The sequence below is a fragment of the Citrobacter sp. Cpo074 genome (genome assembly GCF_030332745.1).
GTDB lineage: Bacteria > Pseudomonadota > Gammaproteobacteria > Enterobacterales > Enterobacteriaceae > Citrobacter > Citrobacter portucalensis.
The window spans coordinates 317,101-340,298 of sequence record NZ_JAOWHG010000027.1; the positions used below are offsets into that span (position 1 = coordinate 317,101).

Annotated in this window: 20 protein-coding genes; 11 read left to right on the forward strand and 9 right to left on the reverse strand. The window is 52.7% G+C overall.

What is annotated here, in order from left to right; all coding sequences use genetic code 11:
• Positions 1-12 precede the first annotated feature (12 nt).
• Positions 13-1,440, forward strand: a complete 1,428-nt coding sequence (gene patD, locus OGX83_RS06145) for an aminobutyraldehyde dehydrogenase (RefSeq protein ID WP_003833127.1) — start codon at positions 13-15, stop codon at positions 1,438-1,440.
• Between the two features lie 193 nt (positions 1,441-1,633).
• Here the strand turns inward: patD and OGX83_RS06150 are convergent, their stop codons facing one another.
• Positions 1,634-2,761 carry a multidrug effflux MFS transporter gene (locus tag OGX83_RS06150; protein WP_286587564.1) on the reverse strand — a complete coding sequence of 376 codons (1,128 nt, stop codon included), beginning with the start codon at positions 2,759-2,761 and terminating at the stop codon, positions 1,634-1,636.
• Positions 2,762-2,862: 101 nt separating this feature from the next.
• Between OGX83_RS06150 and OGX83_RS06155 the strand changes: the two genes are divergently transcribed.
• Positions 2,863-3,642, forward strand: a complete 780-nt coding sequence (locus OGX83_RS06155; RefSeq protein ID WP_286587567.1) for an AraC family transcriptional regulator — start codon at positions 2,863-2,865, stop codon at positions 3,640-3,642.
• A 119-nt stretch (positions 3,643-3,761) separates the two neighbouring features.
• On the opposite strand, the gene yncL is transcribed toward OGX83_RS06155, so the two are convergent.
• Positions 3,762-3,857, reverse strand: coding sequence for a stress response membrane protein YncL (yncL, locus tag OGX83_RS06160; RefSeq protein ID WP_071524268.1), 96 nt, complete (start codon positions 3,855-3,857; stop codon positions 3,762-3,764).
• Between the two features lie 192 nt (positions 3,858-4,049).
• On the opposite strand from yncL, the gene OGX83_RS06165 reads away from it, so the two are divergent.
• The gene (locus OGX83_RS06165; RefSeq protein ID WP_181511168.1) at positions 4,050-4,223 is read left to right on the forward strand and encodes a GhoT/OrtT family toxin; all 174 of its coding nucleotides are present in this window, start codon (positions 4,050-4,052) and stop codon (positions 4,221-4,223) included.
• Between the two features lie 19 nt (positions 4,224-4,242).
• Here OGX83_RS06165 and OGX83_RS06170 read toward each other — a convergent pair whose 3' ends face one another.
• Genes OGX83_RS06170 through OGX83_RS06180 form a run of 3 tightly spaced genes read right to left on the reverse strand, consistent with a single transcriptional unit; the run spans position 4,243 to position 10,695 of the window.
• Entirely contained in the window at positions 4,243-6,405 is a 2,163-nt protein-coding gene (locus tag OGX83_RS06170) for a virulence factor SrfC family protein (protein ID WP_286587571.1), read from the reverse strand.
• Complete coding sequence (locus OGX83_RS06175; protein WP_137377949.1) at positions 6,402-9,383, reverse strand: virulence factor SrfB; 2,982 nt, start codon at positions 9,381-9,383, stop codon at positions 6,402-6,404. The genes OGX83_RS06170 and OGX83_RS06175 overlap by 4 nt, the downstream gene beginning before the upstream one ends.
• A 4-nt stretch (positions 9,384-9,387) precedes the next feature.
• On the reverse strand, positions 9,388-10,695 hold the full coding sequence (locus tag OGX83_RS06180; protein ID WP_286587574.1) for an SrfA family protein: 1,308 nt from the start codon (positions 10,693-10,695) through the stop codon (positions 9,388-9,390).
• A 282-nt stretch (positions 10,696-10,977) separates the two neighbouring features.
• Between OGX83_RS06180 and OGX83_RS06185 the strand changes: the two genes are divergently transcribed.
• Complete coding sequence (locus OGX83_RS06185; RefSeq protein ID WP_286587576.1) at positions 10,978-12,576, forward strand: ABC transporter substrate-binding protein; 1,599 nt, start codon at positions 10,978-10,980, stop codon at positions 12,574-12,576.
• 17 nt (positions 12,577-12,593) lie between these two features.
• Positions 12,594-12,827 (forward strand): YdcY family protein, encoded by a 234-nt coding sequence (locus OGX83_RS06190; RefSeq protein ID WP_048235333.1) that lies wholly within the window; start codon positions 12,594-12,596, stop codon positions 12,825-12,827.
• Positions 12,828-12,891: 64 nt separating this feature from the next.
• On the opposite strand, the gene OGX83_RS06195 is transcribed toward OGX83_RS06190, so the two are convergent.
• Together OGX83_RS06195 and OGX83_RS06200 are read right to left on the reverse strand one after the other, a co-directional pair.
• Positions 12,892-13,341 (reverse strand): DMT family transporter, encoded by a 450-nt coding sequence (locus tag OGX83_RS06195; protein ID WP_048227592.1) that lies wholly within the window; start codon positions 13,339-13,341, stop codon positions 12,892-12,894.
• Positions 13,338-13,856, reverse strand: coding sequence for a GNAT family N-acetyltransferase (locus OGX83_RS06200; RefSeq protein ID WP_048235335.1), 519 nt, complete (start codon positions 13,854-13,856; stop codon positions 13,338-13,340). Before OGX83_RS06200 ends, OGX83_RS06195 begins: the two co-directional genes overlap by 4 nt.
• A 37-nt stretch (positions 13,857-13,893) precedes the next feature.
• Here OGX83_RS06200 and OGX83_RS06205 point away from each other — a divergent pair, with 37 nt between their 5' ends.
• From OGX83_RS06205 to OGX83_RS06220, 4 genes are all read left to right on the forward strand, one after another.
• Positions 13,894-14,469, forward strand: coding sequence for a helix-turn-helix domain-containing protein (locus tag OGX83_RS06205; protein ID WP_003833097.1), 576 nt, complete (start codon positions 13,894-13,896; stop codon positions 14,467-14,469).
• Between the two features lie 58 nt (positions 14,470-14,527).
• Positions 14,528-15,562, forward strand: coding sequence for an NADPH-dependent curcumin/dihydrocurcumin reductase (gene curA, locus OGX83_RS06210; RefSeq protein WP_071445629.1), 1,035 nt, complete (start codon positions 14,528-14,530; stop codon positions 15,560-15,562).
• A gap of 252 nt (positions 15,563-15,814) precedes the next feature.
• Positions 15,815-16,876, forward strand: coding sequence for a 7-bladed beta-propeller protein YncE (gene yncE / locus OGX83_RS06215; RefSeq protein WP_003833093.1), 1,062 nt, complete (start codon positions 15,815-15,817; stop codon positions 16,874-16,876).
• Positions 16,877-17,013: 137 nt separating this feature from the next.
• Positions 17,014-17,235: a YgdI/YgdR family lipoprotein gene (locus OGX83_RS06220; protein ID WP_003020157.1), complete on the forward strand. Its 222-nt coding sequence runs from the start codon at positions 17,014-17,016 to the stop codon at positions 17,233-17,235.
• Between the two features lie 41 nt (positions 17,236-17,276).
• Here OGX83_RS06220 and ansP read toward each other — a convergent pair whose 3' ends face one another.
• Both ansP and OGX83_RS06230 read right to left on the reverse strand, forming a co-directional pair.
• Positions 17,277-18,719, reverse strand: coding sequence for an L-asparagine permease (gene ansP, locus OGX83_RS06225; protein ID WP_003833088.1), 1,443 nt, complete (start codon positions 18,717-18,719; stop codon positions 17,277-17,279).
• Between the two features lie 280 nt (positions 18,720-18,999).
• Positions 19,000-20,541 (reverse strand): methyl-accepting chemotaxis protein, encoded by a 1,542-nt coding sequence (locus OGX83_RS06230; protein ID WP_048235339.1) that lies wholly within the window; start codon positions 20,539-20,541, stop codon positions 19,000-19,002.
• A 514-nt stretch (positions 20,542-21,055) separates the two neighbouring features.
• Between OGX83_RS06230 and OGX83_RS06235 the strand changes: the two genes are divergently transcribed.
• Positions 21,056-22,057 carry an MsnO8 family LLM class oxidoreductase gene (locus tag OGX83_RS06235; protein WP_286587580.1) on the forward strand — a complete coding sequence of 334 codons (1,002 nt, stop codon included), beginning with the start codon at positions 21,056-21,058 and terminating at the stop codon, positions 22,055-22,057.
• Positions 22,054-23,175: an amidohydrolase gene (locus OGX83_RS06240; RefSeq protein ID WP_032943504.1), complete on the forward strand. Its 1,122-nt coding sequence runs from the start codon at positions 22,054-22,056 to the stop codon at positions 23,173-23,175. Before OGX83_RS06235 ends, OGX83_RS06240 begins: the two co-directional genes overlap by 4 nt.
• The last annotated feature ends 23 nt before the right edge of the window (positions 23,176-23,198 follow it).

Consider the following 23,198-nt stretch of genomic DNA (forward strand, 5'->3'; position numbering starts at 1 on the left):
TGGGAAATTGCTATGCAACATCAATTACTGATTAATGGCGAGCTGGTCAACGGTGAAGGTGAAAAGCAGCCAGTCTATAACCCTGCCACTGGTGAACTCATTCTGGAGATTGCTGAGGCGTCAGCCATGCAGGTTGATGCCGCTGTACGTGCGGCAGACGCCGCGTTTGCCACCTGGGGGCAAACCACGCCGAAAGTCCGCTCTGAACTGCTGCTGAAACTAGCGGATGCTATTGCTGATAACGCGCAAACCTTCGCTGAGCTGGAATCACTTAACTGCGGTAAACCGCTGCACTGTGTTCTCAACGATGAAATTCCCGCTATTGTCGATGTTTTCCGTTTCTTCGCCGGTGCGGCGCGTACCCTGCAAGGACAGGCGGCCGGTGAATATCTGGAAGGGCATACCTCGATGATTCGCCGTGATCCGCTGGGCGTGGTGGCTTCTATTGCGCCGTGGAACTATCCGCTGATGATGGCGGCGTGGAAGCTGGCTCCAGCGTTGGCGGCGGGGAACTGCGTGGTGATTAAACCGTCAGAGATTACCCCGCTGACGGCGCTTAAATTAGCCGAATTCGCCAAAGACATTTATCCGGCTGGCGTGATTAACGTGCTGTTTGGCCGCGGTAAAACGGTGGGCGATCCGCTGACCGGTCATGAAAAAGTGCGCATGGTTTCGCTGACCGGCTCCATTGCAACCGGTGAACACATTATTCAGCACACCGCGCCGTCAATTAAGCGTACGCATATGGAACTGGGCGGAAAAGCTCCGGTGATCATTTTTGATGATGCCGATCTGGATGCAGTGGTGAGTGGCGTGCGGACCTTTGGTTATTACAACGCCGGGCAAGACTGTACCGCCGCTTGCCGAATTTATGCCCAGAAAGGCATTTATGATGCACTGGTCGAGAAACTTGGCGCCGCCGTTGCCAGCCTGAAAATCGGTCCGCCGAATGATGAATCGACCGAGCTGGGACCAGTGAGCTCGCAGGCACATCTCGATCGCGTGACTAAAGCGGTCGATGAGGCTAAAGCGTTGGGCCATATTAAGGTCATCACCGGCGGTAAAAAAGTGGATGGTTCAGGCTACTATTTTGCCCCGACGCTGCTTGCTGGGGCGAAGCAGGACGACGCCATCGTACAGCGGGAAGTTTTCGGTCCGGTGGTCAGCGTGACCGTATTTGATGATGAAGATCAGGTGCTGGCATGGGCCAACGATTCGAAATACGGCCTAGCATCCTCCGTCTGGACCCGGGATGTTGGGCGAGCGCATCGCTTTAGCGCTCGCCTGCAATATGGTTGCACCTGGGTCAATACCCATTTCACGCTGGTTAGCGAGATGCCGCACGGTGGGCAAAAACAGTCCGGCTATGGAAAGGATATGTCGGTTTATGGGCTGGAGGATTACACGGTTATTCGCCATGTTATGATCAAGCATGAGTAATATCTTAAGCGCGATCGGCGAATGGGGCACGGATAGCTAAATATTGGCATACGTGTGTCTATACTATTCGCGCCACTGGCCTCGTCGCCATCGGACGGCGGTAAGTTGGAAATATCCGCGAGGTCAGGCTAATTGATACAACAAAGCCCCAGCATATAGCCGGGGCTTTGTGCTTTCAGGATCGCCATCGGGTTTATCTGCGGCCCAGGCTGCAAAGCCAGGCGAGTAGGGCACAGACGCTCAGAACCAGCCCCAGTTGCTGCACCATGCCTGCTAAACCCAGCATCATCCCAAGTAACAGGTAATAGCTTAATCCGAACAAAGCACCTGCGGCACCGGCCTGTTCACGGTAGTGACGCAGCGCCTGACTCAGCACATTGGGAATGGCGATACCATAGGCAATCACCACGCCGAACACCGGAATCAGGATCCACGCGGAGTGCTGCAAACACCACGCGACGAGACCTGACAACGCTGCCAGCACACAGGCATAACGTACCAGTTGTTCCGGCGTCAGACCTGTCGTTAACAGTCTTCGGTTCAGCAGGCTACCTGACAGAGAAGCAAACGCAAGTAGCAACCCCGTCCAGCCAAAGGCTCTGGAGCTCCATCCTAATTGCCCAAAAAGAAACGGCGCCAGGCTGTAATAGCTAAATAGCATGGTGTTCAGCAGGGCAACCAGCAAGGCGTTTTTCCGCAACTCACTGTCCCGCATCATGCGGGAAAACAGCGCGGCAAGCTTCGGGCTGAGCGTATGTTCGGGCCGGGTTTCTGGCAGCATAGTCGCTGTCAGTATTAGCAGTAGCAACGCCAACAGCACAAGGGCAACAAAGACACCGGTATGGCCATACAGACTCACCAACCAACCTCCGCTTAGCAGGCCAAAAACTGGACTCAATGCCAGCGCGGCCCCCATCACGGAAAAGACGCGGGATAGCGCAGTTGATTCATAACTGTCCCTTAGCATGGTCTGTACCACGACCGACCCCGCAGCCGCACCGACGGCGGAGATCATCCGCGCCAGCAGCAAAACGCTGAAGTCGGTGGCAACAACGGCCAATGCGCAACCTGTTCCATAGCAGATAAGCCCTGCCAGCATAGCCCAACGTCGTCCGATGCAGTCACTTAGCCAACCCCACATCGCTACGCCGACGGCAAAGGCAACAAAATAAACGGAGAGTGTTTGAGCCGCGCGCTCACTGCTTACGTGAAAAGAGGTAGTGATACCCGGCAATGCCGGGCTGTAAATGGTTTCCACCAGTTGTGGAAACATAATCAGTAGCGTAAGAAGCCACAGCGGTGGGCGACGAAGTGTGTTCATAGCAATATCCAAAGAGACAGAAAATAGGCGGGCATTATTGCTGAAAGGAATATGTCGTATTACCATTATCAGGACTTTAAATATCAAATATCAGACAGATAATGAAAATTGCCCCTGATGATGCTTTTGATGCGGATAGCTTTGATAAACCGGTAATCGGTATTGCTGCCGATATGGGCGTACATGATTCCGGGCGGCATAGTCATCTTCGTCATCAGCTACTTTTTTCGGCAGCGGGAAGTATTACGATTGAACTGGAGCAGGCCCTGTGTCTGCTACCGCCACGCCGTGCGGTTTGGATCCCGGCAGGCACGGTACATCGCGCCATAATGCGTGGTGTGATGGCTTATCGCTCTTTGTACTTTTCAACCACATTGCCGTTATCTGAGTTACCGCTGCAGATAGTCGAAGTTAATCCGCTGTTTTTTGAAGTGATAGAACGTATGGCCTTCTGGCCATGGGAAATGCCTGCCGCACAGCAGTCCAGCCTCATTACCGTTTTTTGTGAGGAAATGCGTGCCGCCCGCAGTGAAAACTGGACATTGCAGTACCCCTCAGATCCACGGCTTAACGAGTGGCTCAAGGGATTACGCATGGGTGAATTGCCACCACGACTGAATCAATTGTCCCGACAGGTTGGGGCATGCGAGAGGACGATCAGCCGAATATTTATCAGGGATACCGGGATGAATTATCAGGACTGGCGGCAGCAATTTAGGTTGTTAAAAGCCATGGAAATGTTGGCTGATGGATGCCATATCAGCCAGGTCGCGCAATATCTGGAGTTTGTCAGCGACAGTGCTTTTATTGCTTTCTTCCATCAACATACCGGCACAACACCTGGCCGTTATTCGGGCAATATAATGCCGCAGAAGGATTAGGGGTATTACATATTAAGGATAATTTACCCAGTGATAGCAGAGTGGGAAGATTGTTTACTGATGGCAGAGAGAAGATCCTCTCTGCCAGCGGACGCTGCAATTAATCAAGAAGCGTTACATCAAGCAAACCAGCCGAACCTTGCGGATATCAGACTGAAAAGTCCTACAGCAGCAAATATATTTATCAGCACCACAGTTTTACTGGAAACATTCATTTTTGCCACCTTTCGTTTTAACCCTTATGGGTATAGTACGGCTTATAACTATCCGCAATAGTACGAATTCTGAACATAATGAAAATGGGTTGTTTTACAGCCGTTTTTCTTAAATTAATTAATAAAACTTGATGTGAGTCATGAAAAATAGCATATTGCGCGCGATTTTCTCTTCTGGCCAGGATGCCTTAAATGTCCCTATACCAAAAAATGTTGGTTTTTTATGCGGTGATGGCCATCATCACGGCAATCATCACCTGGTTTCTTTCCCGCGATAAAAAGCGGATCCGCTTTCTTAGCGCGGTATTAGTCGGGGCGACCTGGCCGATGAGTTTTCCCGTTGCGCTGATGTTTTCTCTTTTCTGATGACGGCGTATACGCCGTTTCAGGAGAAAAGCAGGGCATCTAATCGTTTTTTGTCGGTTTCAGAGACATCCTGTGGGTGCTGATATTCCGCATTCTCATTCGCACGGGTGTACAAGGCAACCAGCCAGTCGTAAACGTAACGGCTTGCACCATGCGAGGGTTGTTCATCCAGCTTCGTCAGGCGTAGCATCGGCGATTGCTTCGGCGCGCTAAAAATAGCCGATCCTTTTTGGATCCTGCTGGCAGGGCGCTGTTCCTCAGCAACGTCGGCAAATCCAAGCCAGGTAACAAAATCACCAATATCGGCGTGTAACTGCGCGGCACAGACGTTTTCTCGCTGCATAATGCGCTGTAAGCGTTGTGGCATCTCCAGGCGATAGCTGGTGGTGACGAGAATGTCGGCAACCAGCCTTAACGTACGGGGATCGAGTCGTAAACGGCGGGCATTATTTTCATCGCGACACCACTGGCGCACGTGGTTAATCCACATTTTGTGTGCCTGATATCCGGTCTCCTGACTTTCCGGCGAGTGTAGTGTGTCACGCACTTCGGCAAACAGGTCAATCTCTTCATTAAATAAACCGCTTACCTGCTCCTCGCGTGGTTGCTGAATGCGCAGCAGCGACTCAAAAATGCGTATCGGCGGGAGCAAACCATCCAGCAGTTCGCCATGTTTTGCCGCTTGCGCCTGTAACTGGCGGATCACCGACTCGTGGCTATCCGATTCAGCTTGAGCGGGATTAATCCAGCTTATCAGAGTTTCGCGGATGCGCTGTTGATGCTGCTCGCGTAGAGAAGTCAGCCTGGCCTGGCGCTGCTGTGGTGAGGTTGCCTGAGTCAGCCATTCGACAAGACGTTGTAAGCTATGTTTATCCAGCGCCTGCAACGTACCCCAATGCAGCCCGGGCTTGCCCATCAATTGCTGCACGGATTCATCAAGGTTTTGCTGGGTACTAAAACGCGCATCCTGTGGGGTGATGGCCCAAACCACGCCCGGTAATGCGGCATCATGAACAGGTTGGGTATCGTTGACCCAGCCCAACAGCTTGCGGGTGATGGCGGGCGTCTGGGCGCGGGCAGAGACCGCGTTGCAGATTAAGAGCACATCCGGTTGCAGGTGCTGGCGATAATGTTCCAGCATCCAGCCTAATTTTGCCTGCCACAGTGGGTTAGGATGAGCATCCGGGGCGAGGGGAATATCGAGCAGATCGACATTCTCCAGCACCGAGTCTTCAACCGTCAGGACCAGCTCGCGCGTGAGCAGCGCCAGTGACGACAAAGAAAGACTGACCGCATTGAGCAACTGATGATTTTCAATCGGATGAACCACCACATCGCTTTGCGTCTCATTATTGCTGGTCAATGCCACCTGGGTCAGGAAACTTTCGGCCGGTAAACCAAAATGATCAACCAGCAGACTCAGCGGGGCCGCTAATTCTTGCGCGTGTCCGGTTTGTTGCAACGTGTGCGCCAGCGCCAGCCACTGCTGCGTCAGCTCTGGTTGTTCTCCCCACAGTAACGCCCAGGCGTTTGCCCGGGTAGTCAGGTCCAGTGCGGGCAGCAACGTGACAAACTGATACCATAGTGCATCGTCAATTTGCTGCTGGTTTGCCGGTACGCAGGAGCGCCAGAAACGACCAATTGCCGCAACATCATGTGCGGTAATGCCCGGCACCGGGTGACGCTGACGCAGCGTTTGCCATTTTTCCAGGCGCGCCTCAATAATCGATTTCTCGACCTGTCGGTTGCCCGGGAGCGCGCTGAACTGGGCGATAAATAGCTGTACCAGTTCGGCTTCACTGAGTAATCGCAGACGCAACGGCCATTCGCTATCATGCGGATTTTCATCGCGCGTAAAGCGGATCGCCATATTGGTTGGTGCATGGCCCGGATTAATATGCGAGAAATAATCAAAGCTGCGATCCGGGGTAACAATATTCACTTTGCCAGTGGCATTGCAGCACAATGCCGCCAGCAGATGTGCTTTTGCCGATTGTGAGTGTCCGTATAACCCTATACATCCTTGCGATGAAAAGGTCGTCTTCAGCGCAGATTCACTCACTGCGGCTAGCGTAAGCTGTGCCAGCAGGGCATCCGCTTCATCATCAAGACGCGCCGCACGTTGACGGGTATCTACCACCCACTCGATGGCGGCCTGCGCGGTATTTAACATCTTACTCATTTCAGGTACACGCTCCCGCTATCAATCCAGTAATGGCTTCCGCTATGGCGACGGTCTGCCAGCGTATTCAGTTTTAACGTTAAGGCATTGGCGGCAACGGGGGTGCCATCCTGTAACCAGGCATCACTCAGGATGAAGAATTCCGGGCCACTTTCTTTGCTGCCGCCGCGTAGCTGCAGCCGAACATTCAACACGCCATCTCCGGCGATAGTTTTTGCCAGTTCGGCAGAGTTTATGCTGAGCGTATACAGCGGCGTGGCAGGCCAGCGGCTGTTTGCCAGTTGCCGAAATCCTAACGTCACGTTGCCACGTAACGGGAAATGCAACCGGGCATCCAGCTTCGCCCCAGGTTTATCCAGATCAATATCGTGATACCAGATGTTCTCATCGCGCAGGGTATTGACCGTATTATCCAGCACACCGAGAAAGCGTACGGTCGAGTAAGCGCCGATATCGGCAGCTTTAAAGTTAAAACGTGGCAAACGCAAATCCAGCGCCAGGCTGCACAGCATAGCGCCTACAGCAGCGGTGGATTTAGGGTTACCAATCCGCCCCTGTTGGCTGAACGGATACCACTCATGCACGCGGTAGTTATCCATCCAGATCATACGGTTAACCGGAACAGGTTGCAGATGGCGGATCAACGCCTGTACACCCGGTAAACAGGCGGGCCTGCCGGTCACTAATAAGATATCGCAGCGATAATGTGAAATGGCCTCACAAACCGCGTGCAGTGGGGAAGTCAGGGTAAATTGCCCCGTCAATAGTGCTTCTTGTAACTGCCTGAACTGTACCTGTAACGGCACGCTCAGAACATCAAACGCTGGCGACCCTGCTGGCAACGCATGATCGATAGCCTGTTGGATGTAGTTCATCACGTTGCGCGTGGGTTGTTGACTCAGGAGTTCCCCAAAGGTGGCATGTAGTCCGGCGACCGGATCGTTAATATCGCTTTGTTCCCAGGCAGAGAGGACCGCATGACCAAGCGGCATAAAGAGCTGCAATGCCGTTTGTTGACGCAAAATCGCCTGGGTGTCAATGCGACCAGAATCGCCAAATAGCGTGGCCAGCAATGCGGCGGCGTCGGTCACGCCAGCCTGTTGTAAGCGGGTTTGCAGCGCAGGCAACACGCAGCGCTGAATCACGTCCAGCAGCATGTCATCGCCAGCCACCTTAAAACCTTCACGGAACAGCAGATGCGGGGTAATTTTGACGTTCGCGCCAACGCCGTCATCAAGCTGGTAATGAACGACGGCCATATCCGTTGTCCCGCCGCCAATGTCGATCGATGCCACGCGCAGTGCACGGCCTTTAGTCTCACCAGGCTCTGGCAAACGGTCCGGGCGGGCAAGAGCGTTAAAGAACGATTCGGTGTGGCCATCGTAGTGTGAGATAGCCTCGTTATACAGCCACACCAGTTGCCCGCAACTGGCTTCATCCCATTCCATCTGAATTTCAGGTACGGGAACCACACTCTTTTCCTGCTGCTTACGGGTGGTGAAGTCTTCATCCTGTGGGTGCCAGCCCATCGCTTTCCAGACCAGGGCAATAGCTTCAAACATGCGCAGGCGGAAAATCTCGCGCTCCTGTTTGGGCATCGCCGACGGTAGGGTCAGGATCAGCGTCCGCAACTGACGAGGAGACGCCGGGAATCCGAGGCGCAAACGCGTCGCTACGCTGTTAATTTGCCCCAGCGCCTGGGCCAGTATTTCGCACAGCATATGCGTCATCAGCGTGCTGCGGCTGTATTGTGGTGAGAACACTGGCAGACGATCGTCCTGCGGCAGGCTGAACAGCGGTTGCCCGTCATCGTTCATTAGATTCATCAGCGGGAAGGCGGTAGCCAGCGGTTCGCGCTGGGTTTTGCCATTCATCTGGCTAAAGCGCCAGTCATGTAGCACCGGCGTTTCATCCCACAGATAGCGGCGCGGGCTGGAGATCCCACTGTTGCCCTCGGTGCCCATACGTTGCATCGCCAGCTTACGGGCTTCATCACCTACACGCACAATCGACGGCCAGATAAAGGCGTCATCACGTCCGCTCTCAACGGAAAAGTGCTGTTTACCAAAGCGCGCTTCGGAAAACTCCAGCCGACTGGTGAACAGCGGATCGTTGAGGAACTGCGGCTCGCTTAACGAACGGACCTGCAATTCAGCGGTCTGACGCAGCCCGTCATTGGCATCCCCGTGATCTTCAATCAGGACACCACAGGTATGGGTATTACCGATATCCAAAATAAGATCGACGGGAATGGCGGGGGTGCTAAGGGTGTGCGTAACCAGTTTCACTTCCGGGACGGAAAGCTGCTCACCTAACAGGGTCAGCACATTCAGCCAGTGCGCCTGGTATTCAAAGTTACGCAGCGCCTGCTGGATCTCTTGTTCTGAGCGGTTCTCATGTTGGGTGACATGGTGCATAAAAGATTCGCGCAACCAGCCGTCAATCCAGGTCTGGTCAAGGAAATCAGCAATTTCGTTGTCATGCCAGGCCAGCGCAAACCGTGTACCGTTAAGCAGATCATTTTCGTTGGGGGTTAACGCCGCAGGGGCATTTTCAGTAAGCTGGCTGTCCAGCGCTACGGTAACACGGTGGGTGTTGCCCGCGCTGTCCGGCTGCGGCAGCTTTCGCACCTGCACGCGTGCCCAGTTATCCGGGCCTTCAACAAACGTACGCGGCGGGTTAAAGCGCAAAAACGGCAGCGGCAGCCAGACGCCGTCGAGCACGTCCAGCGAATAGTGCAGCGTCTGAGTACTTTCCGGCTTCACCACTTCGGGTTGCGCGCCGGTGCTGCCCGGTAGGGTATAGCGTCCTGACGTCAGATCGAAGTCTAGTCTCAGTAGCGGACCGTTTGCCGTTTTGCGCACAAAGCGTCCATGGTGCGCAGATTCCTGCGGCGTGAGGCCGAAATCCAGAAATTGCACACCGCTATTGGCGATGAGCGTCACGCTCTGTTTGTAATCACACAGATTCACCAACATAAAATCAGGCACCTATCTTTTTGATCGTCAGAGGGATTTCCGCGTGATCGTCATAACGCGCGGTACAGGCGGCGACGTCATTGGTTCCCGCTTTGCAGGTAATTTCAGGCATCGGATAACGTGAACCGTCGGTACAACGGGCATTGCCGCGACTCTTAATCATTAATTCACCCGACTGGTGCAAACCAGAGAAAATCTCGGCACGACAAACAATGTTGTCACCATGAACCACGCGCGCAGTGCCTTTATTGGCCTGGATCTGATAGCGCAGCGACGGCGCTTTGCCGCTCACCGGATCTTTAACATCGACCATGACGCGCCAGTTACCGTTGAGAAAACGCGTCGTTCCTGCCTTCATCTGGTTGGCATCCATCACCAGCGCATCTTTTGGAATTGCGGCAATCACCACCGGTCCTTCGACAGGTTTCTCTTTCTTCGCAGCTGGAGTCACTTCAGCACGATGCAGGGGCAGTGCAGATGTCAGTGCTGGCAGCGGTGCCATATCAACCTTAGCGACTTCAATAGCGGCTACTGCGGGTACGGGCTGGGTGGTCTGTTGCTTCCACAGCAGCGGCCCAACGATGGCTGCAATAATCACTGCGGCAACGGGGAGGCTCCACAGCGGCAGGCGGCGTATGGGCTTCTCATGTACCGGCGGGGCAGTGACTTCAGGTTCGTTAACAATAACCGGGGGGTGAGGTTCAGGTTCAGCCGGTTTTGGCAGATCAACGACCGGCGTCAGTAAGGGGGCATCGGCCTCGGCAAAGGTAATTTCCGGTGCGATTTCTTCTTCCTGTTCTGGCTCTGCTACGGTAACCACAGGAGGAACATCGGCAATGCGCAGGCAGTCGAGCACATCGTCGCGGGGATTTTCATTCAGATTGACGAAGCCCCAGAACGTAATAACGGGTTTGCCATCAACCAGAAACACGTGATTTTCACCGGGAAACTGGATGGCTTTTTCGAGCAGCGAGCCAAACAGCTGTAGGGAAGTTTTCCCCGATTGCAGGCTTTTACGGCTCAGGGTCGCCGCATTTTCCAGCGTGCTCCCCAGATAGCGCAGCGCACGAAAACGTGCTTCTTCATCAGCGGCTTTCCACGCCACGGCTTTCCCTTCTATCGGGGAATACCAGTCAACCCGATCGCCGTTGTCGTTAATTTGTGGGATCGCCAGACAATCCACCATCACCTGCTGTTTACGCAGACGAAGCGTTTCACGAATTTGCAATGCTGAATCAAACACGGCCTGACCACCGCCGCCCACGGCCTGATAGTCATCCAAATTGCCGCTGCGCAAGAGAGTTTTTGCCACGTTGTTACCCCTTAGACTTCTTCACGTATCTACTTTACGTTTTATAAAAGCGAGCAAACGGCGAAAGAGAGGCAAAAAGGGGCTAATTTTCATGGCATAGAGTGCCGGGAAAAATCTTGACGTTTTGAAAAAGACTTAAGGGAAATTAATTCGTTTAGGGTGATGAATTATTCAGCGAAATACACCGGATTAGAATAACCTGATAGTGATTTGTTATTGGTCAGTTTTTGTCAGCTATGCTCTGATATCTCGGTTAATAATAAAATAAGAAGGCTTATAACCATGATTGCAAGGAAAACGTTACTCGCGCTGGCTCTCAGCGCCGTCTTACCGTCAGGCGCTGCGTTCGCGGCCAATACTGACACCATCATCTATTGCTCTGAAGCATCTCCGGAGTCATTTAACCCGCAAATCGCCAGTTCAGGTCCTTCATTTGTGGCCAGTTCACAGGTGCTCTACAACCGACTCATCAACTTTGATCCAGTAAAGAATACCCCGATACCGTCTCTGGCAACGGACTGGACGATTTCCCCGGATGGTAAGACTTACACGTTTACCCTGCGTCAGGGCGTGAAATTCAACAGTAATAAATTCTTTAAACCGACCCGCGACTTCAACGCTGATGACGTGATTTTCTCGGTATTACGGCAGAAAGATGCCGATCATCCGTATCACAAGGTTTCTCAGGGAAGCTACGAATACTTTAACGATGTTGGTCTGGATAAACTGATTAAAGAAGTGAAGAAGGTCGATGATTATCACGTTCAGTTTGTCCTCAATGAACCTAATGCCGCGTTTCTTGCCGACTGGGGTATGGATTTTGCCTCTATCCTTTCTGCGGAATATGCCGACGCGATGCTGAAAAAAGGCACCCCGGAAAACGTCGATAACTGGCCGATTGGCACCGGGCCTTACGTGTTGCAACAGTACAAGCAGGACTCGCAAATCCGCTATCTTGCCAACCCGAACTACTGGGATGGCGCCGTTCCAACGAAGCACCTGATCTTCTCAATCACGCCAAACGTCCAGACGCGGCTGGCAAAACTGCAAACCAATGAGTGCCAGATAATCCCGGCACCAGCCCCCGTACAGTTTGACGAGATTAAAAAGAATAAAGATTTGACGCTGCATTCGGTTGAAGCGCTGAACGTCGGATATCTGGCGTTTAATACCGAGAAAAAACCGTTTGATAACGTACTGGTGCGTCAGGCGCTAAACTACGCGACCGATAAAAAGGCCATTATTAACGCCGTCTTTTTAGGTTCCGGTACGGTGGCAAAATCGCCGATTCCGCCGAATATGATGGGCTTCAATAAAGATCTGCAGGATTACACTTACGACCCGCAAAAGGCGAAAGATCTGCTGAAGCAGGCGGGGCTGGAAAACGGCTTTGAAATGACGCTGTGGTCAATGCCGGTTCAGCGCCCTTACAACCCGAACTCCCGACGGATTGCTGAGATGATCCAGAGCGACTGGGCAAAGGTGGGCGTGAAGGCGAAAATTGTGTCGTACGAGTGGGGGGAATATCTCTCCGGAATGCGTAAAGGTGAGCATGACACCGCGTTGTTTGGCTGGATGTCAGACAACGGCGATCCGGATAATTTCGCCGATGTGCTGCTGGGCTGCGACAGCATAAAAACCGGATCTAACGCCGCGCGCTGGTGCGATAAAGAGTATAATTCGCTGGTTCAAAAGGCGAAGCTGGTGAGTAAACCGGAAGAGCGCGCCGCGCTTTACCAGCAATCGCAAGAGATTTTCTACCAGCAGGCTCCGTGGATAGCCCTGGCAAACGGTAAAACGTTCTATGCTACACGCAGCAACGTTAGCGGATACAGCGTCAGCCTGATGGGCAGTGATTTTTCAAAAGCAAAATTAAATTAATGAGTTAAGGAGAGGTTATGTCGCATCTGGATGAGGTCAGCGCACGTGTTGATGCCGCCATTGAAGAGAGCGTCATTACGCATATGAATGAATTGCTGATTGAGCTCAGCGATGATATCGCGTTGAGCCGGGAAGACCGCTATACCCAGCAACAGCGTTTGCGTACGGCTATCGCACATCATGGCCGTCAGCATAAAGAAGATATGGAAGCCCGTCGCGAACAGTTGACCAAAGGCGGCACAATCCTCTGATATTTCACTTATCCGACCTACAGGCACGTTCTGTAGGTCTGATAAGCGAAGCGCCGTCAGGCAATTAAAATGAACGTCTCGCCACCAGCCACGCCCCGATGACCAACAGCACCGCGCCACAGACCGGACCTACCAGCGCCCGCAGCGGCACGCCGTGACTACGTAGAATATCCAGCACCAGCCCGCCGATTAACTGGCTAGCCACCAGCACCGCGATAGTGGTAGCGGCCCCCACATTTTGGTACCCACTGATACTGGCAAAAACAAAGAACGATCCCAGCAATCCGGGGATGAGTGTCCACCAGCGCACGCTGGATACCAGTTCTCCAAATCCCGCAGCTCCTTGTTTAAACCACAGTATGCTGACAAACAGCACGATCCCGACCAGCGAGTTAAGCAACATGGCGATGAGGATCGTCGAGGATGTCTGGGTGATGCGTACCATCAAGGTATTTTGCACCACCAGACCAATACCTGCGGCAATCAGAAAGGAGAGGGTCAGCGTCTGGTTCATCTACGGGCATCCGGATCGCGGCGATCGTCTAGCTGTAACTGCATGAAGGTCAGATCCAGCCAACGCCCAAATTTGGTTCCAACCTGCGGCATTTGCGCGGTGGTTTTAAAACCCAGCAAGCTGTGCAGATGCAGTGATGCCTGATTCTGAGACTCAATACCTGCCACCATCACATGCTTGCCGCATGCGCGGGCTTCGTCTATCAGTCTGCTGAGCAGTGCCCGTCCTAGCCCTTTTCCCTGATGTTCAGGATGAACATACACCGAATGTTCAACGGTATGACGGAAGCCATCAAAGTTACGCCAGTCGCCAAAGGAGGCGTATCCCGTAACCACGCCATTCTCTTCACTCACCAGCACCGGATACCCCATCAATTGGCGGGCTTCATACCAGGAAATACGGTTTTCGGCATCGACCGTTTGATCGTTCCAGATAGCCGCCGTATGCAGTACCGCATGGTTGTAGATTTCTGCAATGGCGGCGCAGTCTTCTTTGCTGGCAAATCGAATTGACATGTTGAACCTCAGGGCTTGTTCACTATAGTATTACAATATGAATACTATTGAAGACAGCATAAATCAACGGATCAGTGCAAGAATTCGCATCGAGCGGGAATCTCGCGGTTGGTCACTCACGGAACTTGCCGAGCGCGCGGGTGTGTCGCGGGCCATGATCCATAAAATAGAACGCGGCGAGAGTAGTCCAACGGCTACGCTGCTGGGCAGGCTTTCCGGCGCGTTTGGCATTAGCATGTCTACCCTGATTGCGCGGGCTGAAATGCAAGAGGGCAAGCTGCTGCGCTTCGTCGATCAGCCTGTTTGGCACGATCCACAAAGTCACTATCTGCGCCGCCATGTTTCACCGCGCAGCGATCTGCCTATCGATCTGGTGCAGATCGAATTACCTGCCGGAAGTGATATCCCGATGCCAGCCTCTTCCTATGTGCAGGCCAGACAACTTATCTGGTTACAGCAGGGAGAATTAGTCTTTGTCGAAGGGGACGTACGCCATGAAATGCAGGCAGGTGATTGCCTGGAACTTGGCCCGCCGAATGACTGTCGGTTTATCAATGAAACCGCGCAACCCTGCGTTTACCTGGTTGTGCGGTTAAACCACGTCGTCAGCTAAATAGCAGGAACGGGCTGCTACTATTGATGGATTCATGCCAAAAGCAGAGGAGCACATCATGGGTCAACAGACTAATCGTAACCGTCGTTGGGTACTGGCTTCCCGCCCGCATGGCGCGCCGGTCCCAGAGAACTTCCGTCTTGAAGAAGATGAAGTCGCAACACCGGGCGAAGGCCAGATGTTGTTGCGCACCGTTTATCTTTCCCTTGATCCCTACATGCGTGGCCGCATGAGCGATGAGCCATCTTACTCACCACCAGTAGATATTGGTGGTGTCATGGTTGGGGGTACCGTAAGTCGCGTGGTGTCATCCCACCATCCGGACTACCAGCCAGGCGAATGGGTATTGAGCTACAGCGGTTGGCAGGACTATGACATCTCCGACGGTAACGGGCTGGTGAAGCTTGGCGATCATCCCGAGCATCCCTCCTGGGCGCTGGGTGTTATGGGTATGCCGGGGTTTACCGCTTATATGGGCCTGCTGGATATCGGTCAGCCAAAAGCGGGGGAAACGCTGGTGGTAGCTGCCGCAACCGGGCCGGTTGGCGCAACGGTCGGGCAGATCGGTAAGCTTAAGGGTTGTCGGGTGATCGGTGTGGCGGGTGGGGCAGAGAAATGCCGACATGCCACCGAGGTATTGGGTTTTGATGTTTGTCTCGATCACCACGCACAAGATTTTGCGCAACAACTGGCAAAAGCCTGTCCGCAGGGTATTGATATTTATTACGAAAACGTCGGAGGAAAAGTATTTGATGCTGTCTTGCCGTTACTCAACACCTCAGCGCGGATCCCGCTTTGTGGCCTGGTCAGCGGTTATAACGCAACGTCGCTTCCGGCCGGACCTGACAGATTACCGCTGTTAATGGCAACGCTGCTGAAAAAGCGTATCCGCATGCAGGGTTTTATCATTGGTCAGGATTATGGACACCGTATTCATGAGTTTCAGCGGGAGATGGGGCGCTGGGTTAAAGAGGGCAAAATCCACTACCGCGAGCAGGTGACCGACGGTCTGGAAAATGCGCCACAAACCTTTATCGGTCTGCTGACCGGCAAAAACTTCGGCAAGGTAGTGATTCGTCTTGCTGAGGATTGATGCGTAAAGGTGGAAGACGGTGAATGCCTGTAACCAGGCCTGCTTCGTACAAAATGTAGGCCTGGTAAAATGCCAATGTCGTTATCTGGTATTCATGGAGAAAATAAGAAGGTTACTACCCGAAAGCGAATAAACACTCCACATTGAGATAAATAATGATTACTATTCTCATTCTTAAAAAGGCAAAACCATGATTTTGCTCATTGAAGCTATGTGAAGCAGTAACAAACGAATTTATCAAAGGGAGTCGTCATGTCTTTACGTCATCTGTTTTCGCCGCGTCTGCGTGGTTCTTTACTGTTAGGTTCACTGCTCGTTGCATCATCTTTTACTACGCAGGCTGCAGAAGAACTGCTGCGCAAAGCCGTCGGCAAAGGCGCCTATGAAATGGCGTACAGCCAGCAAGAGAACGCGCTGTGGCTGGCGACCTCACAGAGCCGCAAACTGGATACCGGCGGGGTGGTTTATCGTCTTGACCCGGTCACCCTCGAAGTGACCCAGGTGATTCATAACGATCTCAAACCATTTGGTGCCACCATCAACAACGCCACGCAAACGCTGTGGTTCGGCAACACGGTAAACAGCGCGGTTACGGCGATGGATGCCAAAACCGGTGCGGTGAAAGGACGTCTGGTGCTGGATGCGCGTAAGCGTTCTGAAGACGTTCGCCCGCTGCAGCCGCGTGAGCTGGTCGCCGATGATGCTACCAACACGGTATACATTAGCGGTATTGGTAAAGAGAGCGTGATTTGGGTGGTGGACGGTGAGACGATCAAGCTGAAGGACACCATCCAGAATACCGGCAAAATGAGCACCGCTCTGGCTGTCGACAGCAAGGCTAAACGCCTGTACACCGCCAATGCCGACGGTGAATTCATTACCATTGACACCGCCACTAACAAAATTCTCAGCCGCAAAAAACTGCTGGATGACGGGAAAGAGCATTTCTTTATCAACCTGAGCCTGGACACAGCGGGCAACCGCGCATTTGTCACCGACTCTAAAGCGGCGGAAGTGTTGGTAATCGACACCCGTAATGGCAATGTACTGGCAAAAGTCGCCGCGCCGGAATCCCTGGCCGTGTTGTTCAACCCAACGCGTAATGAAGCCTACGTGACTCATCGCCAGGCCGGTAAAGTGAGTGTGATCGACGCGAAAAGCTATAAAGTCGTCAAAACATTCGAGACCCCAACGTTCCCGAATAGCCTGGCGCTCTCCGCCGATGGTAAAACCCTGTACGTCAGCGTGAAACAGAAATCTACCCGCGAGCAGGAAGCCACCCAGCCGGACGATGTTATTCGTATTGCGCTATAAAACATCCGGAGGGGGAAACCCCTCCTGTCATTTCTCTAAACCCCACGATACGCCTCGTTACACCCCGCCAGTAGCCCGAGCCACTTCAGGGACTTACACTACGCCCTCAACGGCTAACTGAATAACACGGGAATACCATGAAAAAGCCATTTATCTGTCTTTGTGCAGGCGTAATGCTGTTTACCCTTGCAGGATGTACCACCGATTACGTCATGACGACCAAAAGCGGACAAACCATCACCACCCAGGGTAAGCCAAAACTGGATAAAGATACGGGAATGACCAGCTATACCGATCAGGATGGAAATGCGCGGGAAATTAACAGCAACGATGTAGCGCAGTTGATTGAAGCGAACTAAAAATGAAGGCCTGAAGGGTTAACCAGTCAGGCCTTCAGCCATTACGGCGCGGTGCGGTGGATTTCCGCGACGCGTTTACGTACGCCGAACCAGCCTGCAACCAGCAGGATGGCAATCAACGGTAATGACGCGATGGTGTAGGTGCCGTTTGGATAGTCAAACGCCATCAGCACCAGCACGCTCAGCAGGAACAGTAGGGTTAGCCACGAGGTAAACGGAGCGCCCGGCAGTTTAAAGCTGACGTCTGCCGTTTTACCTTCTTTTATGGCCCGGCGCAGACGCATCTGACAGACCATGATAAAGCCCCACGACGCAATAATGCCCAACGACGCGAAGTTCAACACGATCTCAAACACCTGCGACGGCACCAGATAGTTCAGAAATACCCCGACGACATAGACGACCAACGTGGCGAGGATCCCAGCCCAGGGTACCTGTTGACGGCTCATTTTAGCCATGAATTTAGGCGCCGATCCGCCCATCGACATGGAACGTAAAATACGCCCGGTGCAGTACAGCCCAGAGTTAAGGCTGGAAAGCGCCGCAGTGAGCACCACAATATTCATGATACTGCCGATATACGGCACGCCCAGTTTGGAGAAGAAGGTAACAAACGGGCTTTGCCCCGCCTGATAGGCATTCCACGGCAGTAACAGAACCAGCAGCACGACAGAACCCACATAGAACAGACCAATACGCCAGATAACGCTATTGATCGCTTTTGGCACCATGGTTTGCGGATCTTTGCATTCTCCAGCAGCGGTGCCCACCAGTTCAATGGAGGCAAACGCAAAAACTACCCCCTGAACCAGTACCAGCGCTGGAAGCAGACCATGTGGGAAGAACCCACCGTTGTCGGTGATCAGGTGAAAACCGGTGGCGTTACCATCCAGCGGCTTTCCAGTGCCTAAAAAGACGGTACCCACCACCAGGAAAATCACAATCGCCAGCACTTTGACCAGCGCAAACCAAAACTCCATCTCCGCGAACCACTTCACGCCGATCATGTTCATGGTGCCGACAATGGCCAGCGCGCCGAGGGCGAACACCCACTGCGGTACATCACCAAATGCGCCCCAGTAATGCATATACAACGCCACCGCGGTGATATCGACAATGCCGGTCATCGCCCAGTTGATGAAGTACATCCAGCCAGCCACATAGGCGGCTTTCTCACCTAAAAATTCACGAGCGTAGGAGACAAAGCTGCCGCTGGAAGGGCGATGTAAAACCAGTTCACCAAGCGCACGCAGTATAAAGAACGAAAAAATACCGCACACCAGATAGACCAGCGCCAAAGCAGGACCCGCCATTTGCAAGCGTGCGCCAGCCCCTAAAAACAACCCGGTACCAATTGCGCCGCCAATGGCGATCATTTGTACCTGTCGATTACCCATCGCTTTGTGATACCCCTCTTCGTGGGCATTCAACCAGCGTCGTTTCGCCGCATGTTGTTCCGCGGCTTGCGTGTTGTTTGTGTTCATTACTTTTCCTGTTGACCTGACAAAAATACAAAATCCTTTTTGCCGCACCTGCTGCGGCGAAAACAGCCTTACCCTTCATTGAGTTATGGGGGAAAACTGCCGGCCGAGCATCCTACATTCAATTGTTCGGTTCCGCAAAGCCCCGATAACAAGAATTCAGCATTTTTGTACAGCCAGCACTGGCGCGGTGTGGCCTCGATTCAGCCAATAAAAGAGAAGGGCGTAAATACGTGGAGAGGTGTGCGCTTATCGAGACATTCACCCGATAAGCACCGTAAGGTTATGCTGATACGCCAAAGACCTGAACGGCCTGCTGTAAGCGCGATGAACGTTGAGTCAGATCGGCGGTAGCATCGGTGACACGCTCCACCATCTCGGCGTTATTGTGTGTCATGGTGCCAACGCGTGAAATCGAATCGTTAATCAGATCCAGCGCCTGGGTTTGCTCACGCGTCGCCAGACTAATATCTTTGATCATCATCGACATCTGCAGGACATCGCCAATCATCCCAGTGAGATGCGTTTCCGTTTGCTCCACCATTTTGACACCGCTGTTAACGTTAGCGACATTCTTCTCAATCAGCTGTTTGATCTCTTTTGCTGCAGACGCCGAATGCTGCGCCAGATTACGGACCTCTGCCGCTACAACGGCAAAACCACGCCCGGACTCCCCGGCCCGCGCGGCCTCAACCGCGGCATTGAGCGCCAGAATATTAGTCTGGAAAGCAATACTGTCGATAACGCCGATGATGTCGACTATCTGCCCGTTGTCACGCGATATCGCCTGCATCATGGCGATAGTTTGTTTCATAATATCGCCGCCTTCTGCCGCATTGGCGCTGGTTTTATCGGCCATGGTCATAGTATGAGCCGCAGTCTCAGCAGTTTGCTGTACCGCGCTACCAATTTCTTCAATGGCGGCAGCGGTTTGTTGCAGGTCGGCGGAGGTTTCTTCTGAACGCTTGTGCAGCGCCGTACCTTCTTTTGATACCCGCTGACTGATGGCGCGAATACCGGATATTTGCGTACTGACATCATCGACCAGGGAATTCAGATTAAGCCCGGACTGATTAACCAGACGCATCAGCATTCCGATCTCATCCACCCGATTTAAATGACAGTTATCAGGTTTTCTCCCGGATACCACTTTCTTCATTTGCGTCAGTAGCGTATTAACTGGCTGACAAATTTGATACTTAAGGTAAATAGCAAGCATCAGAAATAAGAACAATAACCCTCCCGCCTGAATAAATGGATTAACAGGAGCGAAGAGAAATAGCACAGCGAGCAGGGCGATTACCCCTAAAGAATAATTGACGCGCTGGCTAATACTCAGCCATTTAAACATTGATGCCCATGACAATATTCCGCGACGAATGATAATGCCTTTAAAAAGACGAAACCCTTTAAGCTGCTGATTATTAATTTTTTGATATAAGCTTTCGCTTTGAGTTATTTCATCGCGCGAAGGAACGGTACGCACCGAGATGTAGCCGGTGAGTTTTTCATTGTGCCAGACTGGCGTAACGTTGGCGCGAACCCAGTAATGGTCGCCATTCTGTCGACGGTTTTTCACCATCCCCGTCCAGCTGTCTCCCTGCTGTAGCGTGTACCACATATCGGCGAACGCCGCGGGAGGCATATCGGGATGGCGAATAATATTATGTGGTTCGCCCATTAACTGGTGTTCGTTAAATCCGCTGGCATCAATAAACGCGGAGTTGGCGTAGGTAATATGACTTTCTTTATCCGTCGTAGAAAGCAGCGTCGCTTTATCGTTAAGTGCGTGCTCAATTTGTGTAACGGGCATGTTACTTTTCATAGAGGTCCCATGGTGCTATGTATAATCCATACAAAAATCCCCGCAATAAAATCGGGGGATATTAAAATCTGTTTTAAACCGTTTTAATAAGAACGTTGCATTCTCTACTAATCATCAATTCTGTGGAAGTAGTTAAAATAAAAATTCCTATGTAAATCATTCATCCTGTGTCATAAAAGTGAAACAATTAATACAAGCGCATAACGTGACAAGTCGTTTAAACTGACTTAACGTAAATCGCGTTAAAAAACCTTTTCGTAAAAAGAAAACTGGCATGAAATGATTTTGATGCTATTACCGTGATGCCAACGACCCTATTATATTTTGTAGGCTATTAATTGCGGGTGTTTTTCTGTTTAGCGTTACAACCAGTACTGGGCGATCCAAATTTTAACCCTGGCAGCGACAGGGGCTGTTATCTACTTTTTAGCTGAGTAAATGTGAATTAAATGTTTCAGTATGGCTATTTGATAAATTAATAATAAAGACATGTTAACAAACATAGGCTCGTAACATGTCATATCGCCTGAGTATTCTGGATAAAAGCCCCATCGGTGAAGGTGAAACTGCCGCGACCGCGCTTTCCCGGACGTTGCGCCTGGCGCAACTGGCAGAAGAGTGGGGGTACCATCGTTTCTGGATCGCGGAACACCATAATACGGCACAGCTGGCCAGCCCATCGCCGGAGCTGGTGATCGCCTGGATCCTCGGGCAAACCCAGCGTATCCGCGTAGGTTCCGGCGGCGTAATGCTGCAACATTACAGCCCGTACAAAGTGGCGGAAAACTTCAATCTTCTGGCATCACTGGCCCCTGGACGTGTCGATCTCGGCGTAGGGAAAGCCCCTGGCGGCTTACCGCTTTCGACCCAGGCGTTACAGCAGGGACTACATCAGGATGAAAAAGGCAGTTTTGCTGACCAGCTTTCCCAGCTTAACGACTGGCTGGTGCTGCGTGGAACGGAAAGTGGGGTGACGGTATTCCCAACGCCAATTCCACCGATACCACCGGAAGGATTTGTGCTGGGAGCCAGTGTGCAAAGCGCTCAATTAGCAGCGCAATCCGACTGGAATTTTATCTTCGCTGCGCACCTTAACGGTGACAAAGCGTTATTGCATGACGTTTTGTCCTTCTGGCAGACCCACAGTGCACGCCCGACGATAGTCGCCGTCCAGGTGATTGTGGCTGACAGTTACGACACCGCTGCGCAACTGGCGGAAAACGTACAAATCTGGGGCGTGGAGCTGGAAGATGGTCAACGTGTCACGGTAGCCAGCGAAGAACAGGCGCTGGCGTTTGCCGCTCAGTCTGGCAGCCCACCACGCAAAATCGCGCGTCGTGAGCAGGCGTTGCTACACGGCACCGCTCAGGAGGTGATGGCAAAGCTGAATGCTCTGCATACGCAATTAGGCATTGACGAGTTCATTATCGACACGCCAGTGGCGCAAGGGCATGCGCGTCTGACATCGCTGCGTTTGTTAGCGCAAGCCCATAACGCCGTGGAGGTGCTCAGATGACTCTCGGCTCAACGCTTATCGACTGGCGTCGTGAACTACATCAGCATCCGGAGCTTTCCCTGCAGGAGGAAGCAACCACGGCGCGCATTCACGCCTGGTTGCACGCTGCGGACGTCGACATTCTGCCGTTCGAGCTGAAAACCGGTCTGGTCGTGGAAATTGGTCAGGGAGAAGATGTCATCGCGCTGCGGGCGGATATCGACGCGCTACCGATAGAAGAAAGCGCCGATGTTCCGTTTCGTTCACTCACGCCGGGCGTGATGCATGCCTGCGGGCATGACGTCCATACCAGCGTCATGCTTGGTGCAGCACTGCTGCTAAAACAGCAGGAAATAACCTTACCGGGGCGAGTACGTATTTTGTTTCAGCCAGCTGAAGAGAGTTTCGGCGGCGCAAAAACGTTGATCCGCGCCGGTGCGCTGCAAAACGTAGCGGCTATTTTCGGTATGCACAATGAGCCCGGTTTGCCAGTGGGCGAATTTGCCACACGCGGCGGCGCATTTTATGCCAATGTCGACCGCTTCGTACTGCGCATTAATGGCAAGGGCGCACATGCGGCGCGTCCGCATGAAGGTAAAGATGCCATCCTGCTCGCCAGCCAGTTGGTAACGGTGCTGCAAAGCGTTGCCAGCCGCGACATAAACACGCTGGATTCGGTGGTGCTCAGCGTGACCCGTATTCAGGGGGGAAACACATGGAACGTACTGCCGGAGTCCGTTGAGCTGGAAGGGACACTCAGAACGCACCGAACCCAGGTACAGCAGCAGGTTAAGGCCCGCGTTAATGACATCGCCGCCGGATTTGCCCACGCCTTTGGCGCACAAATCGACGTAATCTGGCATGCGGGACCAACCGCATTGGTAAATGATGATCGTTGGGCCGATATTGCCACCGCGGTGGCGAAACAGTCAGGCTATACCACCCACCATGCCGACCTGCATATGGGCGGGGAGGATTTTGCCGTCTACCTGCAAAATACACCTGGCGCATTTGTCAGTATTGGCAGCGCCAGTGAATACGGATTACATCACCCGGGATTTAATCCGGACGAGCGTTTAATTGAACCTGCCGCGCACTACTTTGCGCAGTTAGCAAAAACGGCATTCGCACACCTTTAAGTTTACCTGTTGGGTAGGGGTTA

What these genes read in the sequence shown, in the direction of transcription:
- OGX83_RS06235 (WP_286587580.1), top strand. Translation starts at nt 21,056, where the DNA reads ATGTCATATCGCCTGAGTATTCTGGATAAAAGCCCCATCGGTGAAGGT.
- OGX83_RS06170 (WP_286587571.1), bottom strand. Translation starts at nt 6,405, where the DNA reads ATGAGTAAGATGTTAAATACCGCGCAGGCCGCCATCGAGTGGGTGGTA.
- curA (WP_071445629.1), top strand. Translation starts at nt 14,528, where the DNA reads ATGGGTCAACAGACTAATCGTAACCGTCGTTGGGTACTGGCTTCCCGC.
- OGX83_RS06220 (WP_003020157.1), top strand. Translation starts at nt 17,014, where the DNA reads ATGAAAAAGCCATTTATCTGTCTTTGTGCAGGCGTAATGCTGTTTACC.
- yncE (WP_003833093.1), top strand. Translation starts at nt 15,815, where the DNA reads ATGTCTTTACGTCATCTGTTTTCGCCGCGTCTGCGTGGTTCTTTACTG.
- OGX83_RS06200 (WP_048235335.1), bottom strand. Translation starts at nt 13,856, where the DNA reads ATGTCAATTCGATTTGCCAGCAAAGAAGACTGCGCCGCCATTGCAGAA.
- OGX83_RS06195 (WP_048227592.1), bottom strand. Translation starts at nt 13,341, where the DNA reads ATGAACCAGACGCTGACCCTCTCCTTTCTGATTGCCGCAGGTATTGGT.
- patD (WP_003833127.1), top strand. Translation starts at nt 13, where the DNA reads ATGCAACATCAATTACTGATTAATGGCGAGCTGGTCAACGGTGAAGGT.
- OGX83_RS06185 (WP_286587576.1), top strand. Translation starts at nt 10,978, where the DNA reads ATGATTGCAAGGAAAACGTTACTCGCGCTGGCTCTCAGCGCCGTCTTA.
- OGX83_RS06165 (WP_181511168.1), top strand. Translation starts at nt 4,050, where the DNA reads ATGTCCCTATACCAAAAAATGTTGGTTTTTTATGCGGTGATGGCCATC.
- ansP (WP_003833088.1), bottom strand. Translation starts at nt 18,719, where the DNA reads ATGAACACAAACAACACGCAAGCCGCGGAACAACATGCGGCGAAACGA.
- OGX83_RS06190 (WP_048235333.1), top strand. Translation starts at nt 12,594, where the DNA reads ATGTCGCATCTGGATGAGGTCAGCGCACGTGTTGATGCCGCCATTGAA.
- OGX83_RS06240 (WP_032943504.1), top strand. Translation starts at nt 22,054, where the DNA reads ATGACTCTCGGCTCAACGCTTATCGACTGGCGTCGTGAACTACATCAG.
- OGX83_RS06205 (WP_003833097.1), top strand. Translation starts at nt 13,894, where the DNA reads ATGAATACTATTGAAGACAGCATAAATCAACGGATCAGTGCAAGAATT.
- OGX83_RS06150 (WP_286587564.1), bottom strand. Translation starts at nt 2,761, where the DNA reads ATGAACACACTTCGTCGCCCACCGCTGTGGCTTCTTACGCTACTGATT.
- OGX83_RS06230 (WP_048235339.1), bottom strand. Translation starts at nt 20,541, where the DNA reads ATGAAAAGTAACATGCCCGTTACACAAATTGAGCACGCACTTAACGAT.
- OGX83_RS06175 (WP_137377949.1), bottom strand. Translation starts at nt 9,383, where the DNA reads ATGTTGGTGAATCTGTGTGATTACAAACAGAGCGTGACGCTCATCGCC.
- yncL (WP_071524268.1), bottom strand. Translation starts at nt 3,857, where the DNA reads ATGAATGTTTCCAGTAAAACTGTGGTGCTGATAAATATATTTGCTGCT.
- OGX83_RS06155 (WP_286587567.1), top strand. Translation starts at nt 2,863, where the DNA reads ATGAAAATTGCCCCTGATGATGCTTTTGATGCGGATAGCTTTGATAAA.